The sequence below is a fragment of the Allobosea sp. P1_B10 genome, from assembly GCF_056406735.1.
Window position 1 is genome coordinate 20,801 of sequence record NZ_JBFTZP010000005.1, and the last position, 12,896, is coordinate 33,696.

Here is a 12,896-nt window from a genome sequence, read left to right on the forward strand (position 1 = left end):
TTCGCTTGTCGGCCGCATGGCTCACGCCCCGCTGGGATAGACGAGCCCGGCGTCTTCGGCCCAACCTATGGTGATGGAGTCGCCGGGCCGGGGCTCGCTGACGCCCTGCCGGTTCGGAATCTGCAACAACATGCGGTCCTGTGCGGAGAGGCCGACATGGATCTCGAGCAGTGCGCCGAGATAGGAGGCGTGCTCGACCTTTGCCGCGAAATGGTTGGCCAGCCCCGCGGCGTCGCCGCCGACGGCGATCCGCTCGGGCCGCAAGGCCAGGGTCGCCTTGCCGGGGGCGGTCGCGGCCGCGCAGGCGATGTCGAGCCCGCCCAGCGTGCGGAAGCGGCCGGGCGAGGAGGTTTCGCCGTCGAGGAAGGCACTGCGCCCGATGAAGCCGGCGACGAAGCGGTCGGCCGGGTTCTCGTAGAGTTCGCGCTGGGTGCCGACCTGCCGGACCTTGCCCTTTTCCATGACGACCAGCCGGTCGGCCATGGTCAGGGCCTCCTCCTGGTCATGCGTGACCATGATCGTGGTCAGGCCGAGCTTGCGCTGGAGATCGCGGATCTCGACGCGCACCTCCTGACGGAGCTTCGCGTCGAGATTGGACAGCGGCTCGTCCAGAAGCAGCACGTCGGGTTCCATGGCGAGCGCACGGGCGAGCGCGACGCGCTGCTGTTGGCCGCCGGAGAGCTGGCGCGGGTAGCGCCCGTCAAAGCCGGTCAACTGGACAAGGCGCAGCGCCTCGGCGACGCGCGGGCCGCGCTCGGCCTGCGGCACCTTGCGCATCTCCAGCCCGAACGCGACGTTTTCGGCCACCGTCATATGCGGAAACAGCGCGTAGCTCTGGAAGACCAGGCCGCAATTGCGCTTCCACGGCGGCAGGTTGGTGACGTCGCGCTCGCCGATCACGAGTTTTCCGGCGCTCGGCGCGACGAAGCCTGCGACCATGCGCAAGGTCGTGGTCTTGCCGCAGCCGGAGGGGCCGAGCAGGACCAGGAACTCACCATCGGCGATATCGATATTGACGTCGTCGACGACGGTCAGATCGCCATAGGTCTTGCGAAGATGCCCGATCGAGAGCCGCGCCATATCTTAAACCACCCGACTCAGTTTGACGTAGCGATCGGTCACGACCATGGCCGCCGCGATCAGCACGATCTGGATCAGAGAAGCGGCGGCGACGGTCGGATCGATCTTCCATTCGAGATATTGCAGGATCGCGATCGGCAAGGTGGTGCGGCCGGGACCGACCAGGAACAGGCTCATCTCGAGATTGCCGAAGGAGGTCACGAAACCGAACAGTCCGGCGGCGACGATGCCGGGCCGGATGCTCGGCAGAGTCACCCGCCAGAAGGTCGTCACCGGGCCGGCGCCGAGATTCTGCGCGGCCTCTTCGATGGTGCGGTCGAAGCCGGCCAGGCTTGCCGTGACGAGCCGGACCACCCAGGGCACGACCACGAGCGTGTGCGCGGCGATCAGACCGCCGAGCGACCCCAGCACCGGCAGGCCGGTGGCGATCTCGGTCTCGATCTGGAAGACGTAGGTCGCGGTGCCGAGCACGATGCCCGGCATCACCAGCGGCAGCAGCAGCAAGGTATTGACCAACGGCCCGAGCGGGATGCGGTGGCGAACCAGCGCCAGACTCGCGGGCACGCCCAGAGCCAGCCCGATCAGCGTCGCCAGCACCCCGACCTCGAGGCTGAGGATAAAGCCGTCGATGAAGGATTTGTTGCTCGCCGCGGCGGCGAACCATTTCACGGAATAGCCTTCCGGCGGGAAGGACGGGATTTCCTGGCGGAAGAAGGCGAGCCACGTCACGAAGAACAGCGGCATCAGGATGAAGGCGAGCGACAGGCCTGCTGCGCTGTTGAGCGCAAGGCGGCCGGCGCCGGAGCGCGCTGCGGCGCTCAAGCCGCGCCTCCGCGCTGCGCTAGCGGCACCAGATGCCCAAAGGGCATCTGGTGCTTCGACTTCGTCCGCGGCCGCCTTTGGCGTGTCATCGCGAGCCTTCCCCTCAATTCGTCGGACCGCAAGCTGCGGTCTCACTTAAAAACAGTCAAGACTGTTCTTCTGTAGCGATCCGGGCTGTTGTCGGCCCGGGCCGGAGCGCTCCGGGGCGCTCCGGAACAGCAAGGTCACTGCAGCGTGTTCTTGTGGAACTTGCCACCCTTCATGATCATCGGCAGGCGCGCGCCCTGGCCCTGGAAGAGCTCAAGGTCCTTGAGCGGGTCGCCATCGACGAGGATCATGTCCGCAAAGGCCCCAGCACGGAGCGTGCCAAGCTTGCCTTCCATGCGCAGGAGCTGAGCGCCGACAGTGGTGGCCGAGCGGATGATCTCGATCGGAGACAGCACCTCGCGGCGCAGCAGGAACTCGCGCGACTGGTCGACCTGGAGTTGGCCGAGCAGGTCGGAGCCATAGGCCACGGGCACGCCGGCGCGCTTGCAGATCTCGAGCGAACGCAGGCCGCCATCGATGACGAGATCGTTCTTGGCCAGCATGTCGCCGGTCATGCCGAATTCCGCGGCGCGTTCCTTCATCGCGTAATAGGCGACGAGGTTGGCGGTGAGGAACATGTTGTTCTCGGCCATCAGCTTGGCCGAGGCGTCGTCGATCAGGTTGCCGTGCTCGATCGCGCGCACGCCGCATTGAGCGGCCCGCGTGATGGCCTCGGGCGTATAGGCATGGGCGCAGACATAGCGGCCGAAGGCTTTTGCCTCCTCCACCGCAGTGCGGATCTCGTCGAGGCTGAACTGCAGGGAGTCGAGCGGATCGTAAGGTGAGGCGACGCCGCCCGACATCATGATCTTGATGTGGTCGGCGCCGAGCCGCATCTGTTCGCGCACCGACTTGCGCACCGCCGAGACGCCGTCCGAGACGTTCATGGTGTAGGCCATGGCGTTGCAGCACTGGCAGCGCGTGCCGAAATCGGTGCGGCGGCGCGCGTCGCTGTGGCCGCCGGTCGGGCCGATCGCCTGGCCGGCGATGAACAGGCGCGGGGCTGCGACGTCGCCCTTGTCGACGGCCTCCTTGATGCCCCAGTCGGCGCCGCCGGTGTCGCGCACCGAGGTGAAGCCGCGGTCGATCATGCCGCGCATCAGGTTGATGGCGCGCGCCGTCATCAGCGTCAGCGGCATGCTCTCCATGCTGCGGATATAGACTTCGGTGAGGAAGACGTGGACGTGGCTGTCGATCAGGCCCGGCATCAGGGTGCGGCCGCCGCAGTCGACGACGTCGGCCTTGGCGGCCTTGATCGGCTTGTCGGAGAGTTCGCGGATGGTCTCGCCTTCGACCAGGAGCTCATAGCCCTGGCGCAGTTCGGCATGGTCCGGCTCGAGCAGGGCAAAGTTCTTGAAGTGCAGCGCAGTCATCGCAAATCTCCTCCCGGGCGCCGCACGAATGGCGGCCTTGTCCCCGACAACTGATATATTGCGAAGTTTGTGCCAGCTTGTCCATGCGGCACCGGGAGGAAACCGGCAGCCCCATGCGGACGTGACTTTCAGCCCCCGAGGGCGGTGTTCTGAGCCTGCATCCGGCTGCGAATCGGCGGGGCGAGATCGTCGGCCAGTGCGCGGCTGATGGCCGGGAGGCCGTCCAGGAGGCTCGGGACGAAGGCCTGCGAAGGCGGCATGCGCTTTGGCAGGGCGTGCAGGGCGGCCGCCATCACCAGTGGATCGCGCTCGCCCTCGCCATTCTGAGAGGGGTCGTGCAGCACGCTGACCAGGCCGAGATGCTCGGCGCGGTCGGCCCGGATCGCCTGTTCCAGCCGCGGCTTGACGCGCGGCACGATCAGCGCCGGTTTGTCGAAGGACAGGATCTCGCAGAAGGTGTTGTAGCCGCCCATCGCGACGACACAATGTGCCCTGTTCATGAGCAGTTCGAGGCGCGGCTCGAAGCCGAGGCTCTCCAGCTTGGACAGCCGCGCAATGCGCTCGGAGAACTCCTTGCGGCGCTCGCGCGACATGAAGGGTCCAAACACGATCAGCGCCGGCAAAGCGATGCTCGGATCGGCCTCATAGGCCGAAATCACCCAGTCGATCACGCCTGCGCCGTCGCCGCCGCCGCCCGGTGTCACCAGGATGAAGGGTCCCTTGGTGATGCGTGGATAGCCGTTGGGCGGCATCGGGCTCGGCACAGCGCGCTTGAGATAGCCGGTATAGCGGATCTTGTCGGCAAAGAGCTGCGGATCGGGCAGTCCGAGCAGAGGCTGGTACACGCCTTCGAGCCCATAGACGAAGATGTCGTCGTAGATCTGGTTGAGCGCGTCGAGAGCGCCGCTGTTGCGCCATTCGTCCCGGAGCTTCTCGGGCTCGTCGAGGACGTCGCGCAGGCCCAGCACGATGCGCGCGCCGCGCCGCTGGAGGATGTCGAGCGCCGGGATCAACTCGCCGCGCAGGCCGATCGGCTCCTTGTCGACGATGAAGACATCGGGATCGAACGAGATCGCCAGTTGCTTGATCAGGTCGGTGCGCAGCCGGATCGTGTCGTTGAGATCGAGATTGAGGTGGTGGGGGCCGTAACGGCCGTCGCTATGCTTCTCGACGCCCGGAATGCGGACATAGTCGACGCCGTCGCCGAACTGGAAGCTCGAGATCACCGAGGATCCGGAGACGATGATCACTGATATATGAGGGTAGCTAGCAACCAGCGAATTCGCGATCGCGCGGCAGCGGCGGATATGGCCGAGGCCGAAGGTGTCGTGGCTGTAGATCAGGACACGGGGCGCATGCGGGTGACGCGGCGCACGCTCGACGCTGGGGAGTTCGACGACATTGCGAGACATGGCGCGGCGTCCTCCGGTGTCAGGGCCAGACGACCGCGTGCAAAGGCCTACGCAACGGGCTAGTCTGACGGGATTATAGCGTGGCGCGCGGAGCGATCCAAGTCCGCACGCACGGCCGAGTCTGTGCGCTGCGTCATAGAGTTCAGGACGCCGGGGGCGAAGCTGAAAAAAGCGCCTTCGGGTCGGTCGGCACGACCGACGGATGGGGACAAAGCCGCGTCAGAATCGCGGCTAGCGCCGTCCAGGCCGTCTCGTCATGGTCGCGGTGGTGCAGCAGCAGGCCGAAGGTCGTGGATGTGCTGCCCGCTGCACGCCGCAGCGCCAGCTGCGAGCAGAATTCACTCACCAGCGCCTCGAGCGGACGTCCGACGCGGCCGCCATGCCAATCCATGACGTCGAGATCGGTGTTGACCAGTATCGGGCCGCCGGCCGCGCCGAGGGCAAAGCCGCGAAAGCAGGAGAGGCCGGAGAAGCCCAGTTCCGGCAGGAGCGCAGCCAACCTCGGGTCGATTCGGTTCCAGGGCGGCACGAAGACGGGCAGGGGGTTGGTGCCGAGCCGCTCGGCCAGCACGCGGCGGGCGAGGGCAATCTCCTCACGGATTGCCTCATTCGCGCGCTGCGGGCCGAATTCCGCCTTCTTGCCGCCGATGGGAGCATGGTTGCGATGCCAGCAGCCATGCTGGCAGGGCAGAAGCGACGGCGCGACTTCGAGGGCAGCGGCGAGAGAGGGCTCCACGAGCATCGGGATCACGGCGAGCAGGACCGGCAGGCCGAAACCTTCGCCGAGCTCTGCCAGCCGATCGAGCGCAGGGCTTGCCGCGATGGCATCGTCGTCGCGCAGCCACAGCCTGATGCCGCCGTCGCGCCAGTGCGCGAGTTCGGCGTCGAGGTTCTTCCAGATCGCGCTGTCGGTCATGTCAGGATTGCTTTTCGGCGCCGAAAGGCCTGTTCGGCGAGGGACAGCGCCTCTGCGAGACGTGCCGCGGCCGTGTCCATGTCGCGCTCGGACGCTATGAAGCGCGCAGCGGCCGCGCCCATGCGTGTCCGCAACGTCCGGTCATCCAGCAGCAGGCCCAACGCTTCCGCCAGCGCCGCCTCGTCGCGCTCGGGGGCGAGAAACGCGGTCTCCCCGGCCTGGAGAGTGTCGGGCACGCCGCCACTGGCGAAGGCGACAACGGGAAGACCAGCGGCCTGCGCCTCGAGATAGACGAGCCCATAGGCCTCGCCGAGGCCGGGCCAGACGAAGATGTCGTGCAGCGGCAGTTCGGCCGCGACCGCTTGATGCGCCAGCGCGCCGCGCCAGACGAGGCGGTCCGGCGGCAACGCTGCGAAGGCCATTGCGACCTCGCCGCGCAGCGGGCCGTCGCCGATGATCGTCAGGGTCCAGGGCCTGTCGAGAAGGGAACCGAGCGTACGGGCAAGCGCGAGATAGCTCTCATGCTTCACGCCGCTGCGCATCATCGCGACCGTGACGAGGCGTGGCGCGCCGCCATGACCCGGTGTCGCATGGGTGGCGGGCCTGGCGGCAATGAAAGGCGGCAGGGCGATAGCCACGGCGTCGGCGCCGAGCCAGGGCTCGATGCTGGCCCGGTCCTGCCCGGTGAAGCATAGATGGAGGTCGGCGGCAGCAAAGCTTGCGCGCGCTTGCGCCACGGCATCGGCCCATTCGCCGTCGGCGCGGCGTCGGGAATCGCTGGCCTCCGCAACGACATAGGGGATGCCGAGCGAGCCTGCGATCGCCGGACCCAGCAGATCGGGCGCCTTGTAGTAGCTGTGATAGGTGAACCAGAGCTGTGGCGCGTCATCCGCCTCGCGCCAGCGGGAGACCAGCGCCTCGACGCGTGCGGAGGCCTTTGCCTTCAGTGCTTCGAGGTCGGCGGGCGTCGTCATGTAGCTGCGGGCATCGAGCAAGGGCTCGACCTGATGGCCGAGTCGCGCGAGCCCGTCGGCAATCTGGCGGGCCATGCGGCGGTCGCCCGAGATGCGGCCATCGTCGAAGGGATTGAGCGGCGTATGGAAGGCGATGCGCAACGGCTGTCCGCTCGGGCCGGAGAGGGGTCTCGCTCAGCGATAGGGGTCTGCCGCGTCGCGCAGGCCGTCGCCGAGGAAGTTGAAGGCGAGGATGATCAGGATTACCGGCACGACCGGATAGAGCAACCAGGGGTACAGCACCACCACATTGATGTTCTGCGCCTCGTTGAGCATCACGCCCCAACTGGTGATCGGCGGGCGCAGGCCAAGCCCCAGGAAGCTCAGCGCCGTCTCGCCCAGAATCGTCTTCGGGATGGTTATCGTAGCCGAAGCGATGAGGTGGCTCATGAAGCCCGGCACGAGATGCAGCCCGATGATGCGGGCGGGCTTGGCACCCATCAACTGGGCCGCGACGACATAATCCTCCTCGCGCAGCGACAGCAGCTTCGATCGTACGGCGCGGGCGAGCCCGGTCCAGTCCATCAGCCCCAGGATCACTGTGATGCCGAGATAGACCAGGAGCGGGCTCCAGGAGGGGGGCATGATCGAGGCCAGCGCCAGCCAGAGCGGGATATGCGGCAGCGACTGAACGATCTCGATGACGCGCTGCACGACGAGGTCGATCTTGCCGCCATAATAGCCGGCAATGCCGCCGATGATGACGCCGAGCACGAAGGAGACGAGGACGCCGAGCAGGCCGATCGAAAGCGAGATGCGCCCGCCATAGAGGATGCGAGAGAGCATGTCGCGGCCGAGCCGGTCGGAGCCAAGCAGGAACAGCGTGCCGCCTTCGGCCGGGCAGACGAAATGCAGGTTGCCGGGGATCAGCCCCCAGAAATCATAGGTATCGCCGCGGCAGAAGAAGCGGATCTTCTGGGGCCTCGTGGTGTCGACGTCGTATTCTCGCTTCAGGTTCTCCATGTTGAGGCGCTGGGTATATGGATAGACGAAGGGGCCCAGGAAGCTGCCTTCGTGGAAGAGGTGGACCTCCTGCCGTGGCGCCCGGATGAAGTCGGTGTTGCGCGTGGTGTAGTGATAGGGCGCCAGAAATTCCGCGAAGATCGCCATGCCATAGATGATCAGGATGACTATCCCCGAGATCACGGCGAGCTTGTGCTTGCGGAACTTCCACCACATCAGCTGCCATTGCGAGGCGAGATAGACCCGCTCCTGCTCGGGCGTCATCGCCTCGACGGCGTGCGGCTCGAAGGGCGCTGTCGAGGCGGTATGGGGCAGCGCTGCGCCGTCCGGCGGCAGGCCGGGCTTCATCGACGAAGCCGATTTGCTGTCGAGGGTCATCGTCACTTGGTCGCCGTCCCTTGCAGCCGGATGCGCGGGTCGAGCATCGCCAGCGCGATGTCCGAGATCAGCACGCCGATCACGGTCAGGAAGGACAGGAACATCAGGAAGGAACCGGCGAGATACATGTCCTGGCTCTGCAGGGCGCGGATCAGCAGCGGTCCCGTGGTCTGGAGCGAAAGCACGATGGCGACGATCTCCGCGCCCGAGACGATCGAGGGCAGGATGTCGCCGATATCCGAGACGAAGAAGTTCAGCGACATGCGCAGAGGATATTTGCGCAGCGCCTTGCCCGGCGGCAGGCCCTTGGCGCGGGCGGTGACGAAGTACTGCTTCTGCAACTCGTCGAGGAGGTTGGCGCGCACCGCGCGGATCATGCCCGCCGTGCCTCCGGCGCCGATGATGATCACGGGGATCCAGAGATGCTCGGCGATCGAGCGAACCTTGGCCCAGCTCATCGGCTGGTTGAGATATTGCGGGTCGACGAGGCCGCCGATGGAGGTGCCGAACCAGACATTGGCGAAGTACATGAAGACAAGCGCGAGCAGGAAATGCGGCACGGCGAGCCCGATCAGCCCCATGAAGGTCAGGCCGTAATCGCCCCAGCTATACTGATGCGTGGCCGAGTAGATGCCGATCGGGAAGGCGACGATCCAGGTGAAGATGATGGTAACGAAGGAGACCACCATGGTCAGCATCAGCCGGTCGCCAACGATCTCGCGCACCGGGCGCTGGTACTCGAAGGAATAGCCCATGTCGCCCTGGAGCAACCCGGCGACCCACCAGAAATAGCGCTCCACCGGCGGCTTGTCGAAACCGTACTCCTTCTTCAGGAACTCGATGCGGGAGAGGTCGGCCTTCTCGCCCTGCGCCTGCATCTCGGCGGCCAGCGTCTCGAAATAATCGCCTTCAGGCAGGTTGATGACGGTGAAGATCAGCGCGCTGGTGACCAGCAGCGTCGGGATCATCACCAGGATGCGCTTGAGGATGTATTGCAGCAGCACGGTTCAGACTTTCGCCCGGGCCTGGTCGAACCAGAAGGTGTCGGGCATGTAGCGGCCAAAGAAGGCGCCGGGTTCGAAGCTGTAGAGCCCCTTTTCGGGGACGTTGCGGAGCGAGCGAGAGACCACGACCGGCTGCAGCGTGCCGTTGACGATTCCGATGGTGAAGAGTTGCTCGGCGTTGATCCTGAGCATCTCCTGCCAGATCAGCCGGCGCTGGGCATGGGTCGTGCTGGAACGCCATTCATTGTAGAGGCGCATCAACTGCTGGACCTCGGGCAGGTCGGGCTTCTCGCCCTCGCGGCCGCCGCTCTCGACATACTGGCCCCAGCGCGGCCAGTTGAACTGCGAGGCGGAGGTGGGGGCCAGCGCGTCGGGCTCCATGTCGGCTGCGACGAGTGCGTTGTCCATCCCCGACCAGGCCGACATGATGGTCTGGCCGGCGACGATACGGCGGCGGAAAACATCGCGCTGGGTCGAGCGCGGATAGATCTTGATGCCGACCGAGAACAGGTCCTGCTTGATGAGGTCGAGGATGTCGGTTTCTTCGGTGCTCTCGCCAGCGGTCTCGACGGTGAATTCCAGGCGGCGCCCGTCAGGCAGCAGGCGCACGCCCTCGCTGTCGCGCTTTGTCAGGCCGATCTCGTCGAGCAGGCGATTGGCGAGCGCCTTGTCCTGCTCCATCCACATCTGCGCGTTCTCGGCACTGTAGAGCGGGCTTTCCGGCAGCGCCGTGTTTCCGCTCTCCTTGGCCAGTCCGAAGAAGATGACCTTGTTGACGTCCCGGCGGTTGATCGCAACCGAAAGCGCACGGCGGTAGCGCAGGTCGCGGTTGAGATCGCGCCAGACCGGATCGATCGCGTTCAGGTTGGGCATCAGGGCAAAATAGGCGCCCTCGGCCCGCTTCCAGAGCCGGACGTCGAAATCCATCCGCTTCGAGGCGTCCTTCAGGAAAGTGTAGTTGTCGAACCGCAGATAGCGCGCCTGCAGATCGGCCTCGCCGGCGGCGGCCTTGGCGGGGATCAGCGAATTGGTGCCGATGGTCAGCAGGGTTTCGTCGATATAGGGCAGCTGTCGCCCGTTCTGGTCGATCCGGTGGAAGAAGGGGTTGCGCTGGAACGAGAACTGTTCGGCGGGCAACGGCGTCATGTTGCGCCAGGGGTCGAGCGTCGGCAGCTCCGGGTTTTCGGGCCGATAGCTGCGCGACATCCGCTCATGCAGCGAGCCCCAGTCCTTAACCCGCGCCAGCTTGACCCGTGAGGACAGCGTCAGCTTGTCGGCGTAGCGTTCGTGGAACTGCTTGAGATAGCCCGAGGGCATGCAGATCGTCGTCGCCTGCGCACCGGCCAGCGAGGGCAGGAACACGGGGTTAGGCTTCGGCCAACTGTAGCGCACCTCGGTTTGAGAGATCACTTCGAAAACCGGCGGCTCCCCGCCCGCGAGCATCGCCTGGGGTGGTCCGCCCGGCGAAAGCCGCTTGTTGTTCGCGATATCGTCCCACCAGTAGCGGAAGTCCTCCGTCGTGAAGGCCGAGCCGTCGGACCAGCGATGGCCCGGGCGCAGCCTGAGCGTGAAGATGCGGCCGTCGCGCTCCTCGAAACTCTCGAGCACATCGGCTGCCAGCTCGAAGTCTTCATCATAGGTGACGAGGCGGGTGTAGCCGTAGAGCGTCATCATGCGGATGTCGCGCTGGTCGCCCATCAGCATCCGCAGCGTGCCGCCATGCTTGCCGGGTTGCCTGCCCTCGCCGGCGACGGTGACGATCCGGGGCACGCTCGGCAGGCGCAGGCTGAGTTCGGGCAGCGTCCCGGCCTTCACCTGCGCAGCGAGGAAGGGGCTGTCGATGAACTGCGCCGGCGCCGGCTGCGCTCCGGCAGGGCGCGGCAGGCCGGTGGCGGCCAATGCGGCCGAGCCCAGCAAAAGGGCCCGGCGTCGGGTCAGGGTGTTGCGGTCATGCGCCATCAGGCCACCTCGCGGAGGGAAGCGCCGGCTTGCGCCAGGACGAAATGGCCGTCGCCGAGCGGCAGATGCTGAAGCGCCGGGCCATCGGGCTCCTGCCTGAAGGCTGCGTCCCAGTGCCGGGAATCGGAGGCGCCGCCGGGCGCTACCAGCTTGAAGTCGAGCTTGCGGTCGAGATCGGCGAAGGGCACGGATTTGAGCAGCGCCCGGGTGTAGGGATGCACAGGCCGGTTGAACAAAGCGTGGCGCGGCGCGATCTCGACGATGCGGCCATTGGCCATCACGGCGATGCGGTCTGCCATGTAATTCACGACTGCAAGGTTGTGCGAGATGAAGAGGAAGGTCAGGCCGCGCTCTGCCTGCAGATCCTTGAGCAGATTGAGGATCTGCGCCTGGACAGAGACGTCGAGCGCCGAGACCGGCTCATCGCAGATGATCAACTCCGGGTCGAGCGCGAGGGCCCGCGCGATGCCGATGCGCTGGCGCTGGCCCCCGGAGAAGGAATGCGGGTAGCGGTTGAGGAAGCGGGGATCGAGCCCGACATCCTCCATCAGCGCCTTGACGCGGTCCGTCTGAGCACCGCTTGCGCCACGTTCATGCACCACCAACGGCTCGCGCAGGATGTTCATCACGGTCATGCGCGGCGACAGGGACGAGACCGGGTCCTGGAAGATCATCTGCACGCGCGGGCGGAAGGCGCGCAACGCCTCGCCCTCGAGCCCGAGGATGTCGGTGCGGCACTTGCCGTCGTCGAAGATGATCTCGCCCTGCTCGGGCGTGACCGCGCGCATGATGATCTTGCTGACGGTGGTCTTGCCGCAGCCGCTTTCGCCGACGAGGCCGAGGCATTCGCCGCGCCTGATGTCGAAGGAGACGTCGTCGACCGCCACAAGGGTCGACAGGGTGCCCTTGCCGAAGAATTTGCGCGAGCCGGTGGTGTAGGTCTTGCGCAGGTGGCGCACGCTCAGCAGCGGGGCGGCGGCTTCGGGGGGCGCTGGCCGCACGGCGACAGCGGCGCGCGGCCGCGCCTCGCGAAGCGCGACCAGGCGTTCGCCTTCGTCCATGTCGAAATGCGGAGAGGCCTTGAGCAGGGCCTTGAGATAGGGATGCCGCGGCCTGCGGAAAATGTCCTCGACGGGGCCGCTTTCCATGATCTCGCCGTGATAGATCACGACGACCTCGTCGGCCATGTTGGCGACGACGCCGAGATCATGGGTGATGAGCAGGATCGCCATGCCCATCTCGGCCTGGAGATCGCGCATCAGGTCCAGCACCTGGGCCTGGATGGTGACATCGAGCGCGGTCGTGGGCTCGTCGGCGATCAGCAAGGCCGGCTGGCAGATCAGCGCCATGGCCAGCATGGCGCGCTGGCGCAGACCGCCCGAGAGCTCGAAGGGATAAAGCCCGTAGGCGCGGTGCGGATCCTTGAAGCCCACGCGCTTGAGCATGGTCTCGATGAGCGCGCGTGCCTCTGCCTTCGGCGTCGGCCGGTGCAGCTGCAGCGCCTCCTCGATCTGGTTGCCGATGGTGTGCACCGGCGAGAGCGAGGACATCGGTTCCTGGAAGATCATGCCGATGCGGCCGCCGCGCAGGTTGCGGATCTCGCGGCCTTCCGGCTCAAGGCCGGCGATGTCGATCGAACTGCCGGGCATCTCGGGGTCGCGGAACAGGATCTCGCCGCCGGTGACGCCGCCATTGCGCGGCAGCAACCCCATGATCGCCTGCGAGATCACCGATTTTCCCGAGCCGGATTCCCCGACCAGCGCGACCGTCTTGCCCTGCGGAACGCGCAGGTCGACGCTCTTCACGACCTCGCGGGACAGCCCGTGAACGGTGAAGCCGATGCGCAGGTCACTGATCCGCAGGATGTCCATGTTTCGCCAACGCCAACA

General features: G+C 66.2%; 10 protein-coding genes. All 10 read right to left on the reverse strand.

Going from position 1 to position 12,896, the window contains the following annotated elements:
* Positions 1 to 21: 21 nt before the first annotated feature.
* The 10 genes from AC1D2L_RS13010 to AC1D2L_RS13055 all read right to left on the reverse strand — a co-directional run bounded on the left by AC1D2L_RS13010 (position 22) and on the right by AC1D2L_RS13055 (position 12,878).
* Entirely contained in the window at positions 22 to 1,080 is a 1,059-nt protein-coding gene (locus AC1D2L_RS13010; RefSeq protein ID WP_476846300.1) for an ABC transporter ATP-binding protein, read from the reverse strand.
* A gap of 3 nt (positions 1,081 to 1,083) precedes the next feature.
* A complete protein-coding gene (locus AC1D2L_RS13015) occupies positions 1,084 to 1,902 on the reverse strand; it encodes an ABC transporter permease (RefSeq protein ID WP_476846301.1) in 819 nt (272 codons plus the stop codon).
* Positions 1,903 to 2,126: 224 nt separating this feature from the next.
* Entirely contained in the window at positions 2,127 to 3,362 is a 1,236-nt protein-coding gene (locus AC1D2L_RS13020; RefSeq protein WP_476846302.1) for a metal-dependent hydrolase family protein, read from the reverse strand.
* Between the two features lie 128 nt (positions 3,363 to 3,490).
* The gene (locus tag AC1D2L_RS13025; RefSeq protein WP_476846303.1) at positions 3,491 to 4,774 is read right to left on the reverse strand and encodes a glycosyltransferase family protein; all 1,284 of its coding nucleotides are present in this window, start codon (positions 4,772 to 4,774) and stop codon (positions 3,491 to 3,493) included.
* 142 nt (positions 4,775 to 4,916) lie between these two features.
* Positions 4,917 to 5,690 carry a polysaccharide deacetylase family protein gene (locus AC1D2L_RS13030; RefSeq protein WP_476846304.1) on the reverse strand — a complete coding sequence of 258 codons (774 nt, stop codon included), beginning with the start codon at positions 5,688 to 5,690 and terminating at the stop codon, positions 4,917 to 4,919.
* The gene (locus AC1D2L_RS13035) at positions 5,687 to 6,805 is read right to left on the reverse strand and encodes a glycosyltransferase family 4 protein (RefSeq protein ID WP_476846305.1); all 1,119 of its coding nucleotides are present in this window, start codon (positions 6,803 to 6,805) and stop codon (positions 5,687 to 5,689) included. The genes AC1D2L_RS13030 and AC1D2L_RS13035 overlap by 4 nt, the downstream gene beginning before the upstream one ends.
* Before the next feature lie 33 nt (positions 6,806 to 6,838).
* A complete protein-coding gene (locus AC1D2L_RS13040) occupies positions 6,839 to 8,014 on the reverse strand; it encodes an ABC transporter permease (protein WP_476846575.1) in 1,176 nt (391 codons plus the stop codon).
* A 32-nt stretch (positions 8,015 to 8,046) separates the two neighbouring features.
* A complete protein-coding gene (locus AC1D2L_RS13045; RefSeq protein ID WP_476846576.1) occupies positions 8,047 to 9,045 on the reverse strand; it encodes an ABC transporter permease in 999 nt (332 codons plus the stop codon).
* A 6-nt stretch (positions 9,046 to 9,051) separates the two neighbouring features.
* Positions 9,052 to 11,007 carry an ABC transporter substrate-binding protein gene (locus AC1D2L_RS13050; RefSeq protein ID WP_476846306.1) on the reverse strand — a complete coding sequence of 652 codons (1,956 nt, stop codon included), beginning with the start codon at positions 11,005 to 11,007 and terminating at the stop codon, positions 9,052 to 9,054.
* Positions 11,007 to 12,878 carry an ABC transporter ATP-binding protein gene (locus AC1D2L_RS13055; RefSeq protein ID WP_476846307.1) on the reverse strand — a complete coding sequence of 624 codons (1,872 nt, stop codon included), beginning with the start codon at positions 12,876 to 12,878 and terminating at the stop codon, positions 11,007 to 11,009. The genes AC1D2L_RS13050 and AC1D2L_RS13055 overlap by 1 nt, the downstream gene beginning before the upstream one ends.
* Positions 12,879 to 12,896: the final 18 nt, after the last annotated feature.